This window comes from Nocardioidaceae bacterium SCSIO 66511, from assembly GCA_023100825.1.
GTDB lineage: Bacteria > Actinomycetota > Actinomycetes > Propionibacteriales > Nocardioidaceae > Solicola.
In genome coordinates, this window is sequence record CP095846.1 from 2,595,948 (window position 1) to 2,618,134 (window position 22,187).

A 22,187-nucleotide genomic window follows, 5' to 3' on the forward strand; every position below is an offset into this window, starting at 1 on the left:
GCAGCGGGGCCGCCCGAAGGCGGCCCCGCTGTCGAAGTAATATCCGGCGACGTCCTACTCTCCCACACAGTCTCCCGTGCAGTACCATCGGCGCTGAAGGGCTTAACTTCCGGGTTCGGAATGTAACCGGGTGTTTCCCCTTCGCCATGGTCGCCGAAACTCTATGGAGATATGTCCGACCATACCTCGGGAACCTCACAGTGGACGCGTTGCAAAAAGTGTGTGTAAAAACAAGCCCTCGGCCTATTAGTACCGGTCGGCTACGTGCATTACTGCCTTCGACCTCCGGCCTATCAACCCAGTGGTCTGCTGGGGGCCTTACCTGGTAAACCAGTGGGAAACCTCATCTTGAAACGTGCTTCCCGCTTAGATGCTTTCAGCGGTTATCACTTCCGAACGTAGCTAACCAGCAGTGCTCTTGGCAGAACAACTGGCACACCAGAGGTTCGTCCATCCCGGTCCTCTCGTACTAGGGACAGCCTTTCTCAAGTTTCCTACGCGCGCGGCGGATAGGGACCGAACTGTCTCACGACGTTCTAAACCCAGCTCGCGTGCCGCTTTAATGGGCGAACAGCCCAACCCTTGGGACCTACTCCGGCCCCAGGATGCGACGAGCCGACATCGAGGTGCCAAACCATCCCGTCGATATGGACTCTTGGGGAAGATCAGCCTGTTATCCCCGGGGTACCTTTTATCCGTTGAGCGACGCCGCTTCCACTTGCCGGCGCCGGGTCACTAGTCCCGACTTTCGTCCCTGCTCGAGATGTCTCTCTCACAGTCAAGCTCCCTTGTGTACTTACACTCAAAACCTGATTGCCAACCAGGCTGAGGGAACCTTTGGGCGCCTCCGTTACATTTTAGGAGGCAACCGCCCCAGTTAAACTACCCACCAGGCAATGTCCCTGATCCGGATAACGGACCGAGGTTAGATATCTAGTACAATCAGAGTGGTATTTCAACGATGACTCCACACGAACTGGCGTCCATGCTTCGCAGTCTCCCACCTATCCTACACAAATTGAACCAAATACCAATACCAAGTTGTAGTAAAGGTCCCGGGGTCTTTCCGTCCTGCCGCGCGTAACGAGCATCTTTACTCGTAGTGCAATTTCGCCGAGTCCATGGTTGAGACAGCGCCCAAGTCGTTACGCCATTCGTGCAGGTCGGAACTTACCCGACAAGGAATTTCGCTACCTTAGGATGGTTATAGTTACCACCGCCGTTTACTGGCGCTTAAGTTCTGCGCTTCGCTGTTGCCAGCTAACACGTCCCCTTAACGTTCCAGCACCGGGCAGGCGTCAGTCCGTATACATCGAATTTCTTCTTCGCACGGACCTGTGTTTTTAATAAACAGTCGCTTGGGCCTGGTCTCTGCGGCCATCATCGCTTCCGGGAGCAAGTCCCATCACGAATCCGGCCCCCCTTCTCCCGAAGTTACGGGGGCATTTTGCCGAGTTCCTTAACCATGGTTCACTCGATCACCTTAGTATTCTCTACCTGACCACCTGAGTCGGTTTAGGGTACGGGCGGCTCTGAAACTCGCTAGAGGCTTTTCTCGGCAACATAGGATCACTCACTTCGTCTAATACGACTCGGCGTCGGTTCTCAGGCATGAGAGTCGCGGATTTACCTACGACTCGCCCTACTACCTTGCCCGTGCTCTACCATCGGCACGGTTGAGCTACCTTCTTGCGTCACCCCATCGCTTGCCTACTACCAGTTCGGGTCGTGCGCTCCTCGACTTCGCTCCGAAGAGCTCCGTCGATTCGGGCACTTAGCATCACTGGGTTCAGCATGGTCGCGTCAGCGCCGGTACGGGAATATCAACCCGTTGTCCATCGACTACGCCTGTCGGCCTCGCCTTAGGTCCCGACTTACCCAGGGAAGATTAGCTTGACCCTGGAACCCTTGGTCATTCGGTGGAAGAGTTTCTCACTCTTCTTTCGCTACTCATGCCTGCATTCTCACTCGTGTAGCGTCCACGGCTAGGTCACCCTGCCGCTTCACTCGCCACACGACGCTCCCCTACCCGTCCACGCACCTGGACCACGAAGGCCTAGTACACGCGTAGACGCCATAGCTTCGGCGGATTGCTTGAGCCCCGCTAAATTGTCGGCGCGGAGTTACTTGACCAGTGAGCTATTACGCACTCTTTCAAGGATGGCTGCTTCTAAGCCAACCTCCTGGTTGTCTGTGCGACTCCACATCCTTTTCCACTTAGCAATCGCTTAGGGGCCTTAGCTGATGGTCTGGGCTGTTTCCCTCTCGACTACGGAGCTTATCCCCCGCAGTCTCACTGCTGCGCTTTAGCTTTCCGGCATTCGGAGTTTGGTTGACTTCAGTAAGCTGGTGAGCCCCCTAGGCCATCCAGTGCTCTACCTCCGGAAAGAAACACGCAACGCTGCACCTAAATGCATTTCGGGGAGAACCAGCTATCACGGAGTTTGATTGGCCTTTCACCCCTATCCACAGGTCATCCCCCAGGTTTTTAACCCTGGTGGGTTCGGTCCTTCACGCGGTCTTACCCGCGCTTCAACCTGCCCATGGATAGATCACTCCGCTTCGGGTCTAGGACATGCGACTCAATCGCCCTATTCGGACTCGCTTTCGCTACGGCTGCCCCGCATGGGTTAACCTCGCCACATATCACTAACTCGCAGGCTCATTCTTCAAAAGGCACGCTGTCACGGTTCACAAGGAACCGCTCCAACGGATTGTAAGCACATGGTTTCAGGTACTATTTCACTCCCCTCCCGGGGTACTTTTCACCTTTCCCTCACGGTACTAGTCCGCTATCGGTCATCGAGGAGTATTTAGGCTTAACGGGTGGTCCCGCTAGATTCACACGGAATTTCAGGGGTTCCGTGTTACTCGGGGTGACACATAAGAGCCGCATGCTTACGTCTACGGGGGTATCACCCGCTACGCCGGGACTTTCCAGTCCGCTTCGACTTCACATACGGTTTATGACTCTTCGACGGTTCAGCAGACCCGTCATTGTGGCCCCACAACCCCGCGCAGGCAACGCCTGCCGGCTATCACACCTGCGCGGTTTAGCCTGTTCCGATTTCGCTCGCCACTACTATCGGAATCACTTTTGTTTTCTCTTCCTGTGGGTACTGAGATGTTTCACTTCCCCACGTTCCCTCCGCGCACCCTATGTGTTCAGGTGACGGTAACTGGACATGACTCCAGCTGGGTTTCCCCATTCGGAAATCCCCGGATCACAGCTCGGTTGCCAACTTCCCGGGGCTTATCGCAGGCTCCTACGTCCTTCTTCGGCTCTCGATGCCTAGGCATCCACCATGTGCTCTTAGTAGCTTGTTGTTTTACTACTAGATGCTCGCGTCCACTGTGAAGTTCTCAAGATACGGGCGGTCCCACACTCATGCTACGCAGAGTCTGCGTGGTGGTGTGTGGGCCAGAGGGAGTTGTTACCTGATCCCTCAGGACCCAACAGTGTGCCAGGCTCGATTCGATCGATGATTCGGAGGTTCCTGCCCTTACGGGTGTACTGACCGAACCTTCAACCGACCGAGCCAACTAATCGACGTTCCACTAGTGAGCATCGCCGCACCAAGACATTCGCTTGGTCAACGACGACTTGGACAACCGATCCATGACCGATTGCCAGTTGCTCCTTAGAAAGGAGGTGATCCAGCCGCACCTTCCGGTACGGCTACCTTGTTACGACTTCGTCCCAATCGCCAGCCCCACCTTCGACGGCTCCCTCCACAAGGGTTGGGCCACCGGCTTCGGGTGTTGCCGACTTTCATGACGTGACGGGCGGTGTGTACAAGGCCCGGGAACGTATTCACCGCAGCGTTGCTGATCTGCGATTACTAGCGACTCCGACTTCATGGGGTCGAGTTGCAGACCCCAATCCGAACTGAGACCGGCTTTTTGGGATTCGCTCCACCTTGCGGATTCGCAGCCCATTGTACCGGCCATTGTAGCATGCTTGAAGCCCTGGACATAAGGGGCATGATGACTTGACCTCATCCCCACCTTCCTCCGAGTTGACCCCGGCAGTCTCCTATGAGTCCCCACCATTACGTGCTGGCAACATAGGACGAGGGTTGCGCTCGTTGCGGGACTTAACCCAACATCTCACGACACGAGCTGACGACAGCCATGCACCACCTGTATAGGGCCCTTACGGACCTCATATCTCTATGAGTTTTCCCTATATGTCAAACCCAGGTAAGGTTCTTCGCGTTGCATCGAATTAATCAGCATGCTCCGCCGCTTGTGCGGGCCCCCGTCAATTCCTTTGAGTTTTAGCCTTGCGGCCGTACTCCCCAGGCGGGGCGCTTAATGCGTTAGCTGCGGCACGGAACTCGTGGAATGAGTCCCACACCTAGCGCCCAACGTTTACGGCATGGACTACCAGGGTATCTAATCCTGTTCGCTCCCCATGCTTTCGCTCCTCAGCGTCAGAATAGGCCCAGAGAACCGCCTTCGCCACCGGTGTTCCTCCTGATATCTGCGCATTCCACCGCTACACCAGGAATTCCGTTCTCCCCTGCCTACCTCTAGTCTGCCCGTATCGGAAGCACGAACAGGGTTAAGCCCTGAGTTTTCACTTCCGACGCGACAAACCGCCTACGAGCCCTTTACGCCCAATAATTCCGGACAACGCTCGCACCCTACGTATTACCGCGGCTGCTGGCACGTAGTTGGCCGGTGCTTCTTCTGCAGGTACCGTCACTTGCGCTTCGTCCCTGCTGAAAGAGGTTTACAACCCGAAGGCCGTCATCCCTCACGCGGCGTTGCTGGATCAGGCTTTCGCCCATTGTCCAATATTCCCCACTGCTGCCTCCCGTAGGAGTCTGGGCCGTGTCTCAGTCCCAGTGTGGCCGGTCACCCTCTCAGGCCGGCTACCCGTCGTCGCCTTGGTGAGCCATTACCTCACCAACAAGCTGATAGGCCGCGAGCTCATCCCTCACCGCCGGAGCTTTCAACCACCGAAGATGCCATCGGTGGTGGTATCCGGTATTAGCCCCAGTTTCCCAGGGTTATCCCAATGTGAAGGGCAGATTGCTCACGTGTTACTCACCCGTTCGCCGCTCGTGTACTCCCGAAGGAGCCTTACCGCTCGACTTGCATGTGTTAAGCACGCCGCCAGCGTTCGTCCTGAGCCAGGATCAAACTCTCCGTTGAAGACTTGCCATCATCGCCGAAGCGATGACGAAATCTACGGTTTGTTGATGCCTGACAAATTACTTGCTGACAAATAATTTTGTCTGGAATCGATCCATCGTTCGTTGAGCCGAAGCTCGCCGATCGACGGGGTATAACTGACTAAATCGTCGACTTTTGGCACACTGTTGAGTTCTCAAGGATCAGACGCACACCTTTGCTTCGGCCTTGCGGCCATCCGCTCCGGGGCAACTCGTCTAACTTACCGGATCGTCCTGACCCGGTCAAATCCGGGGCCGGCCTCTCCTCCCCCGCCCAGGCCGCAGCGACCGGAGCTGAACTGAGCCGTAACTCAGTCGCCTCGGTCGAGGCTTCCTTAGAAGGGGAGTCTCCGGAGCCGGCCACCCGACCTTCCGGCCTTGTGTCCCGCCGCTCTCGGCGACAGACAGAACATTACGCACGGCGGTACAGAGGGTCAAATCGGGGGTGCCCCGCTGTGCGCACGCTGAACGTTTTCGCAGGTCAGAGCGTTGCAGCGTTTGCACGGGACGTGAAACGGCCCCGGATCGGGAAGGATCCGGGGCCGTCGCGTTGCGGAGGTAGGCACCACCTACGGCACCTCGACACCAGCGATCGTTCGCTTGCCCTTGCGCAGAACTCCGTAACGCTCGTGCAGGAGTCCGGCCTTGGCCAGCGGTAGCTCGGGATCGCTCACCCGCTCGTTGTTGACGTACGCACCGCCATCGCGCATTGCTCGCCTGCCGGCCGAGAGGCTCTCCACCAGTCCGGTCTGTACGAACGCGTCGAGGACGGTTGCGTCGGTTGCGAGCTCGTGGAGTCCGGCCTCGCTCAGTGCCGCACGTAGCGTCGACTCGGGCAGCTCGGACAGCTGTCCGCGTCCGAACAGCGCAGCCGAGGCTCGTTCGGCGGCGTCGGTCTCTGCCTCGCCGTGCACCAGTCGGGTCACCTCGGACGCCAGCCGACGCTGTGCGGCGCGTGCCCCGGGTCGCTCTTCGTGCTCGACCATCAGTGCATCGATCTCATCGACACCGAGGAAGGTGAACTGCTTGAGGTACTCCCCCACCTTGGCGTCCTCCGCCTGTATCCATGACTGGTAGAACGCGTACGGCGACGTCAGTTGCGGATCGAGCCAGACCGTGCCCGACTCGGTCTTGCCGAACTTCGTGCCGTCGGACTTGGTGACCAGCGGTGTCGAGAGCGCATGTACACGGTCGCCGTCGGCACGGCGTACGAGCTCTACGCCCGCCGTGATGTTGCCCCACTGGTCGCTACCGCCGGTCTGCAGGACGCATCCGTAGCGGCGATGCAGCTCCAGGTAGTCCATCGACTGCAGTAGCACGTAGCTGAACTCCGTGTAACTGATTCCGGAGTCGAGCCGGCTGCTGACGACGTGCCGGTCCAGCATGCGGTTGACCGGGAAGTGCTTGCCGATGTCGCGCAGGAAGTCGAGCACGTCCATCTCCTGCGTCCAGTCGAGATTGTTCACGATCGTCGCACCGAGGTCTCCGTCGAGATCGACGTAGCGGCTCACCTGCTCGCGGATGCGCTGCACCCACTCCGCAACGACGTCCTTGCTGTTCATCACCCGCTCGCCGGTCTCCTTCGGGTCGCCGATCAGTCCGGTCGACCCGCCGACCAGGATCAGTGGACGATGACCCGCCAGCTGCAGGCGTCGAGCCACCAACAACTGGAGGAGGTTACCGATGTGCAGACTCGGAGCCGACGGGTCGAAACCGACATAGAACGTGATCGACCCGCCCGACAGCTCGGCACGGAGCGCGTCTCGCTCCGTGGAGTGCGCGACCAGCCCGCGCGCGTCGAGTTCGTCGAGTACGTGTGTCACGTTCGTCTCCTAGTGATCGGTTGTCGTCACCCGATTGTCTCGTACTACTGCGCGCGAGGACTCCTGCGGTACGCCGAGACCGTGGGCTCACCGTCGATCCAGAATCGCAATGCGACATCAGCCGCAAGACGTACGCCGACTCGGCTACCCGATGCGATTCGAGCGGGTTCGACACACGTTCCGCGCCGCAGGCGCACGCAGCCGTCACCGGTGAGGTCCGCACCGTAGTCCTCGCCCGTCAGCCCGAGCGCTTGCGCGAGGCAACCCGGACCGCGAGCGAGAGCGCGCTCGGCGACGTCCGGGCCGCGGCGCGCACGCGCGAGTTCCAGACCTTCGATCACGCGCCCAGCGCGCAGCAGTACCGCCGAGGCGATGCCGTCGGTGCCTGTGACCACGTTGCAGCACCAATGGATGCCGTACGACCGGTACGTGTACAGGTGTCCGGCCGCGCCGAACATCACCTCGTTGCGCGCCGTGCGGCCGCGGTACGCATGGGACGCGGGATCTTCACCGCCCAGGTACGCCTCGACCTCGGTCAGCTCGACCGTGACCGTACCTTCGGGGCGGGTACTGCTCAGCGTCCAGCCGAGCAGCACCGGCGCCACCTCATCGGCGGGCCGCGCCAGTTCGGCAGCAAGCTTCTCGGTCTTCACGCATCCGAGTGTCTCCCACCGGATATCGCGCCGACGGCCGGAGCGTCGCTACCGACCGTTGTAGCAAGCCGAATCCGACCTGGATAGACTCGGCCCTGGCCTCGACCGCGACCTGATGGACGCCGCACTGTGACGCACAAAGCCTTTCTCCACATAGGGCCTCCGAAAACCGGAACGACCTATCTGCAGAGCCTGCTACACCAGAACCGCCAACTCCTGCGCGGGCGCGGACTGCTCGTCGTACGACGAACCAAACAGCAGTACGACGCCGCGAGCGAGATCACTCAGCGCAAGGCCGCCCGGGCGACCAAGGTGCCCAAGGGCGTGTGGTCCGCGCTGGTCAAGGACGTGCTGCACTTCGAGGGTGACGCGGTGTTGTCGCATGAGCGCTACTCCCTCGCGACGACCGAGCAGAACGAACGCATGCGCGACGACCTCGCCGATCGCGAGCTACATGTCATCTTCACGTTGCGCGATCTCACCGGTGTCGTATCCGCCGACTGGCAGGAGTCGGTCAAGAACGGCTCCGCCGGCACCTGGGCCGAGTTCTGCAAGTCCGTCATCGACGACGACGGCAAGCTGCTGCGCAAACGCACTCGCGCACTTCGCAGCCTCCGCGCCTGGTCGAAGGTCCTGCCGCCCGAGCAGGTCCATATCGTCACGGTGCCGCCGTCGGGTGCGCCGCGCGAACTGCTGTGGGAGCGGTTCTGCTCCGTACTCGGAGTCGACACCTTGGGCACGTCGACCGAGCAGCCGCGCGGCAACCAGTCGATGGGACAGGTCGAGGTCGAACTCCTACGCCGGGTGAACGAGCTTCCCGAGTCTGCGCTGTCGGTCCACGACCGTCGTCCGGAGCTGAAGCATTTCCTTGCCGAAGAGGCGTTGAACCAACGCTCCGGCAAGACCCGGGTGTCGATCGACCGCGAGACCTTCGACGCGGCCCGCCGCGAGTCACGAGCGATCGCCCGGCAGGTCAGCAAGTCCGGCTTCGACGTCGTCGGCAACCTCGAAGACCTGACGAGCGCGACGTTCAAAGATCCCGCTCCCGACGCGAACGACGTGAGTGACGCCGAGCTCGTCGACGCGGCGATCGATGCGATCGCGGCGCTGTCGCGGCGGTCGGCCCGACGAGGTCGCAAGATCGCCCAGCTCGAGGCCGCCGCCAACGACGAGGGACTCATTCAGAAGGTTGCGCGCAAGGCGAAGACGTAGGCCGTGGCGGGTTGGTTGTCCGCGCTACCGGGCGATTACCCGCCGCTTCGCTTCTCGTCGCTGTCGGCTTCGCCGCTTCTACGGTGCGACTACCCGACTGCCCGATTCCCCTCGCAGTCGACTTTCCCTACTTCTAAGGCGACTACCCGCCTACCCAATTCCTCGCCGCCATCGGCGTTGCCGCTTCTACGGTGCGACTACTCGCCGCTTCGCGCCTCATCGCTGTCGGCTTTCCCCGCCCCCTTCGGCTGGGCAAAGACGCGGCGACGCGGGAGCCGCGGCTACGTGGCTCGGCTTGCTTGCCGGCTTTCCCGTTCCGGTCGGCCTGTGCGGGGTCGGCGGTGCTTTACCAAGTCAGCATGGTGAAGCACCGCTTTGCACGGCAGGGACACCGTGCAAAGTGACAGCTTGCCGTGCTCGTTGGTACGTACGGGGCTGCCGTGTCGGAAGTTCACTCGTTCGCGTCGGGCCACCGCAAAGTGGCGGGAAAGCCGCCAAGCAGCCGAACCGAAACCGCGCCTCCGCGCGTCGCCGCGTCTTTTGCCCAGCCGAAGGAAGCGGAGAGCCGACAGCGGGCCGGAATCGGGCACACCGGTAGTCGAACCGAAGCAGGCGGTAGTCGAACCGGAAAGACGCCGGAGTCGTCAGGGGCGTAGGGCGGCAACCACTTCGGCCAGCTCACCGAGTTGCTCGTCCACTCGCGCCCGGGCCGTACCTCCGCGCGCGTCACGGGAGCCGATGGAGCCTTGGACGCTGAGCACCTCGCGTACGCCCGGGGTCAGGTGAGGCGAGATCGCGGCGAGCTCGGCGTCGGTGAGGTCCCATAGCTCCTTGCCTTCGGCCTCGCATGTGCGTACGCATGCGCCCGACAGCTCATGGGCCTCGCGGAACGGCACTCCCTCACGGACGAGCCACTCGGCCACGTCGGTGGCGAGCGAGAAACCCTGCGGTGCAAGGGATGCCATCCGGTCGGTGTTGAACCGCAGGGTCGCGACCATGCCGGCGACGGCCGGGAGCAGCAGCTCGAGCGAGTCGATCGAATCGAAGACCGGCTCCTTGTCCTCCTGCAGATCACGGTTGTACGCGAGCGGCAACGCCTTGAGCGTCGTGAGCAATCCGCTCAGATTGCCCACCAGTCGACCGGACTTGCCACGGGCGAGCTCGGCGATATCGGGGTTCTTCTTCTGCGGCATGATGCTCGAACCGGTGGAGTAGCCGTCGTCGAGCGCGACGAAGTCGAACTCCTTCGTCGCCCACAAGATGACCTCTTCGGCGAGCCGCGAGACGTCGACGCCGATCATCGAGGTGACGAAGGTGAACTCCGCGACGAAGTCGCGCGCGGCAGTGCCGTCGATGGAGTTCGCGCTGGAGCCGGTGAAACCGAGATCGCGCGCGACCTGCTCCGGGTCGAGGCCGAGCGACGACCCTGCCAACGCTCCCGAGCCGTACGGCGAGTCGGACGCGACCCGCGCGTCCCAGTCGCGCAGGCGTTGCACGTCACGTACCAACGGCCAGGCATGCGCAAGCAGATGGTGCGAGAGCAGCACCGGCTGGGCATGTTGCAGATGAGTACGCCCGGGCATGGCCGCGCCGAGGTGTGCCCGAGCGTGTTCGGCGAGTGCGCCGACCACATCGAGGACGAGCCCAGCGATCGTACGCGCGTGATCGCGCAGGAACATCTTGAACAACGTTGCAACCTGGTCGTTGCGCGAGCGCCCGGCCCGCAGCCGTCCGCCGAGGTCGGCCCCGACGCGCTCCAGCAGACCGCGTTCGAGCGCCGAATGCACATCCTCGTCGGACTCGGCCGGCACGAACACCCCTGCTTCGACGTCGCGAGCGAGCTCATCGATACCGGCAAGCATCGCGGACAGGTCTTCGTCGCTCAGCAGCCTTGCCCTGTTGAGAACCCGCGCATGTGCACGCGAGCCCGCCAGATCGTACGGCGCCAGCCTCCAGTCGAAGTCGGTCGACTTCGACAGTGCGGCGAGCTCCGGCGACGGCCCGCCCGCGAAGCGTCCGCCCCACAGCTTCTGGTCGCTCATCGTTCGCCCTCCGTACTCGTTGCTGCGACGGCTGCCAATGCGGTGAACCTTCGTGCGACGTCCTCACCGCCGTCGGGCTCGCGGGTGATGACGAGCACCGTGTCGTCGCCGGCAATCGTGCCGAGCAGGTCATCGCCCTCGGCGTGATCGATCGCGGATGCGAAGAATTGCGCCGCTCCCGGCGGCGTACGCAGCACGACGAGGTTTGCGGACGCATCTGCCGAAACCAACAGCTCATGCGCGAGTCGCGCCAGCCGCGACTGCGCGGCGTGGCTGAGCGTGCCGGCGATGTGGGTGCGGTCGCCGCCCTCCGCCGGGACGGCATAGACCAACGCACCCGACTCGTCGCGAACCTTGACTGCGTCGAGCTCCACCAGATCGCGCGACAACGTCGTCTGGGTGACGTCGACGCCCTCCTCGGCGAGCAGTGACGCGAGGTGCCCCTGCGAGCGCACCTGCGTACGCCCGAGCAGGTCGATGATCAGCTGCTGGCGCGCACCCTTCGTCGACGGGATCGTCATCGGCGCTCCCCCATCGTCAACAGCCAGGTGAGCAACGCCTTCTGCGCGTGCAGGCGGTTCTCGGCTTCATCCCAGATCACTGCGCGGGGGCCGTCCAGCACCTCGGCCTCGATCTCGTAACCGCGGTACGCGGGAAGGTCGTGCAGCACGATCGCGTCCGGCGCCGCACCGGCCATCAGCGCTTGCGTTATCGCGTACGGGCGGAGCGTATCGATGCGTTCGGCCTGCTCCTGCTCCTGACCCATCGAGACCCAAGTGTCGGTCGCGACCACATCGGCATCGGCGACGGCCTCGGTCACGTCGGTGGTCACAGTGACGGACCCGCCGGTCGACGCGGCGATGCGCTCGGCATCGGCGACGATGTCGGCGCGCGGCGACAACGACCCGGGGCACCCGATCCGTACATGGAGACCGGCAGTTGCGCCCGCGAGCAGGTGTGAGTGCGCCATGTTGTTGGCGCCGTCGCCGACGTACGCGTACTTCAGACCCGCGAGCGTGCCCTTGTGCTGGCGTACGGCCTGCAGATCGGCGAGCAGCTGGCACGGATGGAAGTCATCGCTCAGCGCATTCACGACGGGCACCGACGCGACCGACGCCATCTCTTCGAGGTCGGACTGCGCGAACGTCCGCCAGACGATCGCATCGGTCATCCGGTCGAGTACGCGCGCCGTGTCTGCGACCGGCTCGCCGCGGCCCCGCTGGGTGGTACTCGCATCGAGTACCACCGCGCTGCCGCCGAGCTCTGCGATGCCGACTGCGAACGACACACGAGTACGCGTTGAGGGCTTGTCGAACAGCACGCTGACCGACCGTGGTCCGTCGAGCGGACGCCGGTGGAAACGATCGGTTCGGAACGCATCGGCGAGATCGAGGATCGCCGACTGCTCCTGCGGCGTCACATCGTCGTCGCGTAGGAAGTGCCTCATCACACTGCTCCTTCGAGTGCGTCCGCGAGGATCGTCATCGCCTTGTCGGCTTGCTCCTCGGTGAGAACCAGCGGGGGTGCAAGCCGGAGGCGTGCAGGCCCGCAGGCATTGATGATCAGGCCGGCGGCCAGCGCGCGATCGTGCACTGCTGCGGCTATGTCGGTGTCGAGGCCGATCCCGATGAGGAGCCCGAGTCCGGAAACGTCGCGTACGTGTGGCAGGTCCGCAGCGGCGCTGCGCATACGCTCGCCAAGCGTCACGGCATGGTCGAGCAGGGCGTCCTTCTCGATCGTGTCGAGAACGGCAAGACCTGTCGCGGTGGCGAGCGGGTTGCCGCCGAACGTCGTGCCGTGGTTGCCGGGCTGAAGCAGCGCACCTGCGGCTCCGACAGCGAGGCAGGCACCGATCGGAACTCCGGCGCCGAGCCCCTTGGCGACCGTGACGACATCGGGCGTGATGCCGGATGCCTGGTAGCCGAACCAGTCACCGGTGCGACCGATGCCGGTCTGCACCTCGTCGATCCACAGCAGCGCACCGTGCCGAGCCGTTGCCTCCCGAGCCGTGGCGAGATAGCCATCGGGGGGCACGATCGCGCCCGCTTCACCTTGTATCGACTCGAGTACGACGGCCGCCGTCTCGTCGTCGACCGCGGCGGCCAGTGCCTCGGCGTCTCCGTACGGCACGAACTCGATATCGCCCGGTAGTGGCTCGAACGGCTCGCGGTACGCCGGCTTCCAGGTGAGCGCAAGGGCGCCCATGGAGCGACCGTGGAAGCCGCCCTCGGCAGCGACGATCTTCGTACGCCCGGTGCGCCGGGTCAGCTTGAACGCTGCTTCGTTGGCCTCCGTACCGGAGTTCGTGAAGAACACCCGACCGTCGACGTCGGCCAGTGCGAGCAGTCGCTCGGCGAGCTCGATCTGCGGCGCGGTCGTGAAGAAGTTCGAAACGTGCACGAGCTTCGGCGCCTGTTCGGCCAAGGCGGCAACGACAGCAGGATGGCCGTGGCCCAGTACGTTGACCGCGATGCCGCCGAGCAGGTCGAGGTACTCCTTGCCGTCGATGTCCCAGACCCGGGCGCCGTCGCCGTGGTCGAGCACGAGCTTCGGCGGCCCGAAGGTGTTCATCAAGCTCGCGGCGTACCGCTCGGTCCAGCCCACGCTGTCGGTCACTTCTGGCTCCTCACGGATGCGCGGATCTTGGTCTCCACCTCGGGCAGCACCTGCGTGCCGATGCCGTCATCAGTGAAGATCTCCAGCAGGACGGCGTGCAGCTCTCGTCCGTCGACGACGGTTGCGCCCGCGACTCCGCCTTGCACGGCGGCCAGGCAGGCGCCCATCTTCGGGACCATGCCGCTCGCCAGAGTCGGCATCAGCTTCTCCAGCGCCTCGACACCGATCTTGCCGATGACGTCGTCGCTGTCGGGCCAGTCGGCATAGAGACCCTCGACGTCGGTGAGCACCATCAGCTTGTCTGCGTTGAGCGCGACCGCGAGCGCGGCGGCCGCGGTGTCGGCGTTGACGTTGTGCACAACGCCGTCGGCGTCGGGTGCCACCGACGACACGACGGGGATTCGGCCGGCATCGATCAGGTCCAGCACGGCCTCCGGGCGTACCTCGGCGACCTCACCGACGAGTCCGAGATCAACCTCTTCGCCGTCGACGATCGTGTTGGTCGCCTTCGCCGTGAACAGGCCGGCGTCCTCTCCGGACAGCCCGACCGCCATCGCGCCGTGCTGGTTGAGCAGGCCGACGAGCTCGCGGCCGACCTGGCCGACGAGCACCATCCGGACAACGTCCATCGCCTCCGGCGTCGTGACCCGAAGGCCGCCCCGGAACTCCGACTCGATACCGAGACGGTCGAGCATGGAGCTGATCTGCGGTCCGCCGCCGTGCACGACGACCGGTCGGAAACCGGCGTACCTCAAGAACACGATGTCTTCGGCGAACGCGCGTTTCAGATCATCGTCGGTCATCGCGTTGCCGCCGTACTTCACGACGACGGTCTTGCCGTGGTAGCGCTTCATCCACGGCAACGCCTCGGCGAGCGTCGCCGCCTTGTCGGTGGCGCGCTTCCAGGACTCGGTCAGGTCGCTCATGTGGTGGGTGTCCCCGGTCAGCTCGAGTAGGCGGAGTTCTCGTGTACGTACGCGTGGGTGAGGTCGTTGGTCCAGATCGTGGCCGCTTCGCCGCCCGCCTTCAGGTCGATCTCGACGGTGACCTGGCGGGCGCTCATGTCCACCTCGTCTGCGGACTCGCCGGGGCCGCTCGATCGGCAGACCCAGACGCCGTTCAGCGCAACGTCGAGGTCGGCGGGATCGAAGACCGCGTCGGTCGTGCCGATCGATGCGAGCACGCGACCCCAGTTGGCGTCCTTGCCGAACACCGCACACTTGAACAGGTTGCTGCGCGCGACCGATCGGCCGACCTCGAGCGCATCTGCCTCACTCGCGGCGTTACGTACCTCGATGGTGATCTCGTGGTCGGCGCCCTCGGCATCGCCGAGCAGCTGCATCGCGAGGTCGTGACACACAGCGCGTACGTGGCCGGCGAACTCTGCGACGGCAGGGCGTACGCCGCTCGCGCCGCTGGCCATCAGGACCACCGTGTCGTTGGTCGACTGACAACCGTCGGAGTCGAGACGGTCGAACGTGGCGCCCGTCGCTGAGCGCAGAGCCTCGTCGAGCTCGGCCGCGGTCAGATCGGCGTCGGTGGTGAGGAACACCAGCATCGTCGCGAGCTGTGGCGCGAGCATGCCCGCGCCCTTGGCGATGCCACCAACGGTGTAGCCGTCGCCGGTCGAGACGGCGTTCTTCGCATGCGAGTCGGTCGTCATGATGGCCTGTGCCGCTGACTCACCACCATCGGCACGCAGTTCCTTGGTTGCTGCGGTAGCACCCGACAAGACGTCGTCTCGGTCGTTGAGCATGCCGATCAGGCCGGTCGAGCACACCTGGACGTCGATCGCACCGATCCCGAGCGCGCTCGCAACGGTCTCCGCCGTCGCATGGGTGATCGCGAAACCGTCCGGGCCGGTGTAGCAGTTGGCTCCGCCGGAGTTGACGATCACCGCGCGCGCTGTGCCGGCGCGGATGGCCTGCTCACTCCAGAGCACCGGGTTGGCCTTGCAGCGGTTCGAGGTGAACACCGCGGCCGCCGCGTCGCTCGGGCCGTCGTTGACGATGAGCGCCATATCGGGATCACCGCTGCTCTTCAGACCCGCCGCGACGCCGGCAGCTCGGAAACCCTGTGGAGTCGTGACGGTCACGGTGCAATCCCTACTGTCGTCAGGCCGGCGTCCTCCGGCAGGCCGAGGGCGAGGTTCATCGACTGGATGGCGCCGCCGGCCGTACCCTTCGCGAGGTTGTCTTCGGCCGAGATCGCCACCAGGCGGCCGGCGCGCTCGTCGACGGTCGCCTGGACATGGACGGTGTTCGCGCCGATCGTCGCCTGGGTCTGCGGCCAGATGCCCTCGGGGAGCAGATGCACGAACGGCTCACTCGCGTACGCCTTCTCGTACGCCGTGCGTACATCGGCCGCGATCACGCCGGCCGTGACTGATGCCGTGCACGTCGCGAGGATGCCGCGCGCGGTCGGTGCGAGCACCGGCGTGAACGACACCTTCGGGTCGTCTCCGCCCGCCGCGCGGAGGTTCTGCTCCATCTCAGGAGTGTGCCGATGGACGCCCCCGACGCCGTACGCGCTGAGCTGGCCCATCGCCTCAGCACCGAGGAGGTGGGGTTTGAGCGCCCGCCCGGCGCCGGATGTGCCCGTTGCCGCGACGACAGTGACGTCGTCTCCGATGAGACCGTTACTGACCGCGGGCAGCAGCGCGAGCGTGGCCGCGGTCGGGAAGCATCCCGGCACCGCGATCCGCTTCGCGCCTTGCAGGACGGCACGTTGACCGGGTAGCTCCGGCAGGCCGTACGGCCAACTGCCCGCATGCTCGCCGCCGTAGAAGTCGGCCCAGTCGCCAGAGTCGACGAGCCGGTGGTCGGCGCCGCAGTCGACGACGAGCGTCTCGTCGGACAGCGCTGCAGCGATCTTCGCCGACTGACCGTGCGGCAGGGCCAGGAACACGACGTCGTGACCGCCCAACGTCTCCTCGTCGGTCTCGGCCAGCACTCGATCGGCCAATGGCAGCAGATGCGGTTGGTGCGCGCCGAGCGTCGTACCGGCGTTGCTGCCGGCCGTCAGCGCGCCGATCTCGACGTGGGGATGTGCGAGCAGCAGCCTCAGCAGCTCCCCGCCCGCGTACCCGCTCGCGCCGGCAACCGCTACGGTGGTGTTGGATGTCGTCACCTGCATGATTATTCATTGCTTTGCAGGTTTATGCAAGCACCTAGGCTCGTTGCACGGCACCGTGGTCGGTTGCGGCCGCGGCGACCGCGGCGTCTCGCGCCTGGGCCGTGTCCGCCTCGGTGAGCGTACGGTCGGGTGCGCGGAACCGCAGTGCGTACGCGAGCGACTTGCTGCCCGCGGGCACCTGCTCGCCCGTGTAGACGTCGAACAAGCGCACCGACTCCAGTAGGTCGCCCGCGCCGCGGCGCAGTGAGTCGGCGACGGCCGAGCTCTCCACCGAGGCGTCCACGATCAATGCGACGTCCTCCTTGGCGACCGGATAATGCGAAAGCGGAGCGGGGCGTACGACCTCGACCGCGGCGTCGAGCATCGCGTCGAGATCGAGCTCGAGCGCCGCCGACCGCGGGGGCAGGTCGTACTCCTTCACGACCCGCGGGTGCAGTTCGCCGGCATGTCCGATCACCGTGCCGTCGAGGCGGATCGCCGCGCAGCGCCCTGGATGCCATGGCGCGTACGCTGCGGAGACCACGTCGATCTCGGCCGCGAGTACGCCGGCAATCGTCTTGGCGAGGGCGATCGCATCGGCCCATGACGCTGCTCGTGCCTCGCCCCACCACCCGGCCGGCTCCCGGTCGCCCGCGAGCAACGCCGCGAGGTGCAGCGGCTGTGCGGGCAGTGCGGCGTCGAGTGCCCTGATCTCGTCGTCGGAGGGCCGCCGGTCGACCGGCAGGATCGGTGCCGCACCGTCGTCGTCGCCCGGCATGAACACCGGCGCCATCTCGTACAGCGCGATCTCGGACTGGCCACGACCGGTGTTGCGGGCGCCCGCCCGGAGTACGAGCGGCAGCAGCGTCGTTGCGAGCCCGGGCTCCTCGGTCGAGAGTGGGTTCTCCAACTCCACCATCGTTCGCCGCGGGTCGTCGTCGGCGAGCCCAAGTCGGTCCCACTCGGCAGGGCCGACGAACGGGAACGTCTTGACCTCCACGTAGCCGGCGCCGGCAACCGCTCGGCCGACCCGACGGCGCAGTCGCTGCTTGGTGGTGAGTCCGTGCCCTGCGGGCGGGACCGGCAAGACCGACGGCACCTTGTCGTAACCGACGACCCGGATGACCTCCTCGACGAGGTCGTACGGATCGGTCAGGTCGTAGCGCCACGTCGGTGGTACGACGTGCAGCAGACCGGTGTCACCCTCGACCGCACAGCCGTTGGCGACAAGGGTCTGTACGACCGTCTCGCGGTTGATCTCGACACCGGTGACCCGCTCGGGCAGCTCTTCGGCGAGCTCGATGACGGGCGGCTCCGGTATCGATCCGACAGTCGTCAGACCGTCGTCGATACGACCGCCGCCGTGCTCGACCAGCAGCTCGGCCACGCGCTGTGCCGCATGCGCACCCAAGGCCGGGTCGACGCCGCGTTCGAAACGTCGCGACGCCTCGGACGGCAGCTTGTGCACGCGCGCGGTGTGCGCGATGCCGGTGGGTTCGAAGTACGCGGCCTCGATCACGATGTCGGTCGTACCCGCGTGCAGCTCGGTGTTCTCGCCGCCCATGACGCCGGCGAGCCCGATCGGCCCCGAGTCGTCGGTGATGAGCAGATCCGTCGACGCGAGCGTACGAGCGACCCCGTCGAGCGTGGTGAGCTTCTCGCCGTCGTTGGCCTTTCGTACGACGATCGGACCGGACAACCGTGATCGGTCGTAGCCGTGAATCGGCTGCCCGAGCTCGAGCATGACGTAGTTGGTGATGTCGACGGCCAGCGAGATCGGCCGCATGCCCGCCGCCTCGACCCGGCGGGCCAGCCAGGCCGGGGTCGGGCGGCTCGGGTCGAACCCGCTCACGGTGCGCACCGAGAACACCGGACAGGCGTCGTTCGCCTCGACGACGACCGGGTACGCCTCTCCCTCGCCGGCGACCTCGATGGCGGCCGGGTCATCGAACGTCGTCTCGTACGCGATCGCGGCATCGCGCGCCACGCCCCGCATCGACAGGGCGTACGCGCGGTCCGGGTTGACCTCCAGGTCGAGCACGACCTCGTCGAGGCCGAGCAGCGCGATCGCGTCGTCGCCGACCGAGGCGGCATCGGCGTCGAGCACCATGATGCCGTCGTGATCGTCTCCGAGCCCCAGCTCGCTCGCCGAGCAGATCATGCCGTCGGAAACATGTCCGTACGTCTTGCGCGCGGAGATCTCGAAACCGCCGGGCAGCACCGCACCGGGCAGCACCGCAACGATCAGATCGCCCTCGGCGAAGTTGTGCGCACCGCAGACGATGCCGCGGGGTTCGCTCTCGCCGACGTCGATCTGACACCAGCGGACGGTCTTGCCGTTCTTGTGTTCCTCGGAGGAGAAGGACAGCACTCGACCGACGACCAGCGGGCCAGTGACGCCGGTGGTGACGATCTCCTCGAGCTTCAGGTCGTACTCGGTCAACCGCGCCGCGAGCGCTTCGACGGACAGGTCGGCGGGAAGGCTGACGTACTCACGCAGCCAGGAGACGGGGACGCGCATCAGACCTCGATTCCGAAGGGGCGGGCGAAGCGGACGTCGCCGTCGAACATGTCGCGGATGTCGGAGATACCGTGCCGGACCATCAGGGTCCGGTCGATGCCCATGCCGAAGGCGAAGCCGCTGTAGCGCTGCGGGTCGACGCCGCATGCCACCAGCACGCGCGGGTTCACGACACCGCAGCCGCCCCATTCGATCCAGCCCTCGCCACGACAGGTGCGACAGCTCGCCCGAGCCTCCGGCTCGTCCTCGCAGACGAAGCAGCGCAGGTCGAACTCCGCGCTCGGCTCGGTGAACGGGAAGTACGACGGGCGGAACCTCGTGCGGCTTGCATCGCCGAACATCGCCCGCGCGAAATGATCGAGCGTGCCCTTGAGGTTGGCCATCGTGATGCCTTCGTCGACGACGAGACCCTCGACCTGGTGGAACACCGGTGTATGGGTCGCATCCAGCTCGTCGGTACGAAAGACCCGCCCCGGCGAGACGACGTAGATCGGAGGCTCGCGGGTGAGCATCGTACGCGCCTGCACCGGCGAGGTCTGGGTACGAAGAACCTTCGCATCGGACTCCGGCTTGACCCAGAACGTGTCCTGCAACGTACGAGCGGGATGGTCGGGACCGAGGTTGAGCGCATCGAAGTTCAGCCACTCCGCCTCGACCTGTGGGCCTTCTGCGACCTCCCAGCCCATAGCCACGAACACGTCGGCGATGCGCTCGTCGAGTGTCGTGACCGGATGGCGCGCGCCGACCGGGTCTCGGTCGTAGGCGAGGGTGACGTCGACCGCCTCGTCGACCAGGATCCGCGCTTCGTTCTCGGCCTCCAGCACTTCGGTACGCGCGGCGAGCTCGGCACCGACTGCTTTGCGCGCGGCGCCGATCCGCTGCCCAGCAGACTTTCGCTCCTCCGGAGGCATCCCGCCGATCGACCGGTTGGCCAGCGCGAGTGGCGAACGGTCGCCCGCATGGTCGAGCCGCACCGCCTTGAGCTCGTCGAGCGATTGCGCGCCGGCGATCGCCGTCAGCGCAGCGTCACGCAACTCCTCGATCGTGCGGTCGTCGTCGGACATGCGGGCCTTTCCTCGAACCTCGGGCGTACGAACACCTCGAGTTTAGAAAGCCTGCGCACCACGCCGCCACCGGGTTATCCGTTGCCGCCTCGACGTCGAGGTGGACGGACGCTCACGCCTCGTCGAGAACCTCGGGCTCGTTCACCGGGAGCCAGACGGTGACCCGCGCTCCCCCGCCGTCGGTCTCGCCGATGCCGACCTCTCCGTGATGCCCGTCGACGATGCCGCGCACGATGTAGAGGCCGAGACCGCTCCCGCCGCGTTCGCCCGACTTCCAGAAGCGGGTGAAGATCCGCGATCGCATCTCCGGGGGGATGCCCGGACCGTCGTCCTCCACCACGAGAACCGCGCCCTCGCGGTCGTCACGCGGGCGCCGGATCTCGATACGCGCCACTCCCCGCCCGTGCCGCATGGCGTTCTCGACGACGTTGGTCACCAACTGTGCGAGCCGATCGGGGTCGGCCCAGATCGTCGCGACCTCGTCGTGCTCGGTCACCGAAAGCGTCTGCCCGCTGCCGGCGGCGATGTTGTCGAGCACGCTCTGCACCGTCTCGACGAGGCGTAGCGGACGCGGCCGGAGCGTCAGTCGTCCGGAGTCGATCCGGGCCGCATCGAGCAGCTCGGTGATCAGCCGGCTCAGCCGGTTGGCGTCGTTGTCGATCGTCTCCAACATCAGCTTGCGTTGGTCGTCGCTGAACCGGTCCCACTTGCGCAACAGGGTCGCGGTGAACCCCTTCACGCCGGTCAACGGCGAGCGCAGCTCGTGCGCGACCGTGGCCACGAGGTCGGACCTGGTGCGGTCCTTCGCAGCTCGGGCGCGGGCGTCGCGTACGCACATGACGACGCGGTGCACCTCGCCGCGCGGCCGGTCGCGCCCAAGTGACGCGGTGACCAACAGCTCTGCGCCGTCCGGGGTGTACCAGCTGCCCTCCGCTATGCGGGTGCGGTTGGCGAAGCCGTCGTACGGGCGGTGGCATGCGTACCAGCTGTTGCCCTGCCGGTCGTCGAGCACGAGCGCATCCGTCAGATGCGTACCGATCAGTTCGGAGCGGTCGCTGCCGAGCAGCCGCTCGAATGCGGCGTTGACCTCGGTGACGACACCGTCGGCATCCGCGACGAGTACGCCGTCGGGCAACGAGTCGAGCTCCATAGCGGAACGTTAGTCCAACTCTCGGGCACGTGCCGAGGTATAGAGGCATACGGCAGCGGCCGTCGCGAGGTTCAGGCTTTCGGCACGACCGTAGATCGGCACCGCGACGACATCATCGGCCAGCGCGCGTACCTCGGCGGGCAGACCCCACGCCTCGTTGCCGAACAGCCAAGCGGTCGGACCGACCAGCCCGCCTGCCCGGTCGAGTGCGAACAAGTCGCCACCCGCGCCGTCGGCGGCGAGCACCCGGACTCCCCGCTCGCGTACGGCGCCGACGAGCCCCGGCAGATCGCTTTCGACTCCGATCGCGGTATGGAAGAGGCTGCCGACACTCGCCCGCACTGCCTTCGGGTTGTACGGATCGACGCTGTTGCCGCCGAACAGCACCGCGTCGGCACCGGCAGCATCCGCGCAGCGGACGACTGTTCCGGCGTTGCCGGGGTCGCGTACGTCGGCGCAGATCGCGATCAGCGCAGGGTCATCGGCGAGGATCTCACCGACGGGCCGGTCTACGAACCGGCAGTGGGCGACGAGCCCTTGCGGGTGAACCGTGTCGGCGAGCGCAGCGACGACGTCGGAGTCGACGATCGTGGCCGGCGTCGCATCGGTCGCCAGATAGCGGTCGTACGCGCCCTGTGTCGCGAACACCTCGATGACCGTGCCGGGCCGGGCCAGCGCCTCGCGTACGGCCTGTGGACCCTCGGCGAGGAATTCCCGGCGCTCCTGGCGCGACGAACGGGTGCCGAGTCGGCGAAGTCGCTTGATCCGACCAGTTGTCGGGCTCAATGCCTCGGGACTCGACACCCGTT

General features: G+C 65.1%; 14 protein-coding genes and 3 rRNA genes. 1 reads left to right on the top strand and 16 read right to left on the bottom strand.

Annotation, left to right across the window (positions count from 1 at the left end):
• Positions 1-41: 41 nt before the first annotated feature.
• From rrf to MU582_12190, 5 genes are all read right to left on the bottom strand, one after another.
• A 5S ribosomal RNA gene (gene rrf / locus MU582_12170) occupies positions 42-158 on the bottom strand.
• 68 nt (positions 159-226) lie between these two features.
• Positions 227-3,327 (bottom strand): 23S ribosomal RNA (locus MU582_12175).
• A gap of 318 nt (positions 3,328-3,645) precedes the next feature.
• Positions 3,646-5,163 (bottom strand): 16S ribosomal RNA (locus MU582_12180).
• Together the 16S, 23S and 5S rRNA genes form the textbook arrangement of a ribosomal RNA operon.
• Positions 5,164-5,752: 589 nt before the next feature.
• Positions 5,753-7,006, bottom strand: coding sequence for a tyrosine--tRNA ligase (gene tyrS / locus MU582_12185; GenBank protein ID UPK73201.1), 1,254 nt, complete (start codon positions 7,004-7,006; stop codon positions 5,753-5,755).
• A gap of 44 nt (positions 7,007-7,050) precedes the next feature.
• On the bottom strand, positions 7,051-7,659 hold the full coding sequence (locus MU582_12190; protein ID UPK73202.1) for a DNA-3-methyladenine glycosylase: 609 nt from the start codon (positions 7,657-7,659) through the stop codon (positions 7,051-7,053).
• A gap of 129 nt (positions 7,660-7,788) precedes the next feature.
• Between MU582_12190 and MU582_12195 the strand changes: the two genes are divergently transcribed.
• Positions 7,789-8,871, top strand: a complete 1,083-nt coding sequence (locus MU582_12195) for a hypothetical protein (GenBank protein UPK73203.1) — start codon at positions 7,789-7,791, stop codon at positions 8,869-8,871.
• Between the two features lie 644 nt (positions 8,872-9,515).
• On the opposite strand, the gene argH is transcribed toward MU582_12195, so the two are convergent.
• The 11 genes from argH to MU582_12250 all read right to left on the bottom strand — a co-directional run bounded on the left by argH (position 9,516) and on the right by MU582_12250 (position 22,164).
• Positions 9,516-10,913 (bottom strand): argininosuccinate lyase, encoded by a 1,398-nt coding sequence (gene argH / locus MU582_12200; protein UPK73204.1) that lies wholly within the window; start codon positions 10,911-10,913, stop codon positions 9,516-9,518.
• The gene (locus MU582_12205; protein UPK73205.1) at positions 10,910-11,434 is read right to left on the bottom strand and encodes an arginine repressor; all 525 of its coding nucleotides are present in this window, start codon (positions 11,432-11,434) and stop codon (positions 10,910-10,912) included. Before MU582_12205 ends, argH begins: the two co-directional genes overlap by 4 nt.
• Positions 11,431-12,363, bottom strand: a complete 933-nt coding sequence (gene argF, locus MU582_12210) for an ornithine carbamoyltransferase (GenBank protein UPK73206.1) — start codon at positions 12,361-12,363, stop codon at positions 11,431-11,433. The genes MU582_12205 and argF overlap by 4 nt, the downstream gene beginning before the upstream one ends.
• On the bottom strand, positions 12,360-13,484 hold the full coding sequence (locus MU582_12215; protein UPK77162.1) for an acetylornithine transaminase: 1,125 nt from the start codon (positions 13,482-13,484) through the stop codon (positions 12,360-12,362). The genes argF and MU582_12215 overlap by 4 nt, the downstream gene beginning before the upstream one ends.
• A 41-nt stretch (positions 13,485-13,525) precedes the next feature.
• Positions 13,526-14,455 carry an acetylglutamate kinase gene (gene argB, locus MU582_12220; protein UPK73207.1) on the bottom strand — a complete coding sequence of 310 codons (930 nt, stop codon included), beginning with the start codon at positions 14,453-14,455 and terminating at the stop codon, positions 13,526-13,528.
• A 17-nt stretch (positions 14,456-14,472) separates the two neighbouring features.
• The gene (argJ, locus tag MU582_12225; protein UPK73208.1) at positions 14,473-15,624 is read right to left on the bottom strand and encodes a bifunctional glutamate N-acetyltransferase/amino-acid acetyltransferase ArgJ; all 1,152 of its coding nucleotides are present in this window, start codon (positions 15,622-15,624) and stop codon (positions 14,473-14,475) included.
• The gene (gene argC, locus MU582_12230) at positions 15,621-16,664 is read right to left on the bottom strand and encodes an N-acetyl-gamma-glutamyl-phosphate reductase (GenBank protein ID UPK73209.1); all 1,044 of its coding nucleotides are present in this window, start codon (positions 16,662-16,664) and stop codon (positions 15,621-15,623) included. Before argC ends, argJ begins: the two co-directional genes overlap by 4 nt.
• Before the next feature lie 34 nt (positions 16,665-16,698).
• Positions 16,699-19,164: a phenylalanine--tRNA ligase subunit beta gene (gene pheT / locus MU582_12235; GenBank protein ID UPK73210.1), complete on the bottom strand. Its 2,466-nt coding sequence runs from the start codon at positions 19,162-19,164 to the stop codon at positions 16,699-16,701.
• Complete coding sequence (pheS, locus tag MU582_12240; protein ID UPK73211.1) at positions 19,164-20,228, bottom strand: phenylalanine--tRNA ligase subunit alpha; 1,065 nt, start codon at positions 20,226-20,228, stop codon at positions 19,164-19,166. Before pheS ends, pheT begins: the two co-directional genes overlap by 1 nt.
• 112 nt (positions 20,229-20,340) lie before the next feature.
• Positions 20,341-21,378 (bottom strand): ATP-binding protein, encoded by a 1,038-nt coding sequence (locus MU582_12245; GenBank protein ID UPK73212.1) that lies wholly within the window; start codon positions 21,376-21,378, stop codon positions 20,341-20,343.
• Positions 21,379-21,387: 9 nt separating this feature from the next.
• The gene (locus MU582_12250) at positions 21,388-22,164 is read right to left on the bottom strand and encodes an RNA methyltransferase (protein ID UPK73213.1); all 777 of its coding nucleotides are present in this window, start codon (positions 22,162-22,164) and stop codon (positions 21,388-21,390) included.
• Positions 22,165-22,187 lie beyond the last annotated feature (23 nt).

Bases quoted from the DNA above. Each gene is read 5' to 3' on its own strand.
- argH (UPK73204.1), bottom strand. From the start codon at position 10,913: ATGAGCGACCAGAAGCTGTGGGGCGGACGCTTCGCGGGCGGGCCGTCG.
- MU582_12205 (UPK73205.1), bottom strand. From the start codon at position 11,434: ATGACGATCCCGTCGACGAAGGGTGCGCGCCAGCAGCTGATCATCGAC.
- MU582_12215 (UPK77162.1), bottom strand. From the start codon at position 13,484: ATGAACACCTTCGGGCCGCCGAAGCTCGTGCTCGACCACGGCGACGGC.
- argB (UPK73207.1), bottom strand. From the start codon at position 14,455: ATGAGCGACCTGACCGAGTCCTGGAAGCGCGCCACCGACAAGGCGGCG.
- argC (UPK73209.1), bottom strand. From the start codon at position 16,664: ATGCAGGTGACGACATCCAACACCACCGTAGCGGTTGCCGGCGCGAGC.
- pheT (UPK73210.1), bottom strand. From the start codon at position 19,164: ATGCGCGTCCCCGTCTCCTGGCTGCGTGAGTACGTCAGCCTTCCCGCC.
- pheS (UPK73211.1), bottom strand. From the start codon at position 20,228: ATGTCCGACGACGACCGCACGATCGAGGAGTTGCGTGACGCTGCGCTG.
- MU582_12245 (UPK73212.1), bottom strand. From the start codon at position 21,378: ATGGAGCTCGACTCGTTGCCCGACGGCGTACTCGTCGCGGATGCCGAC.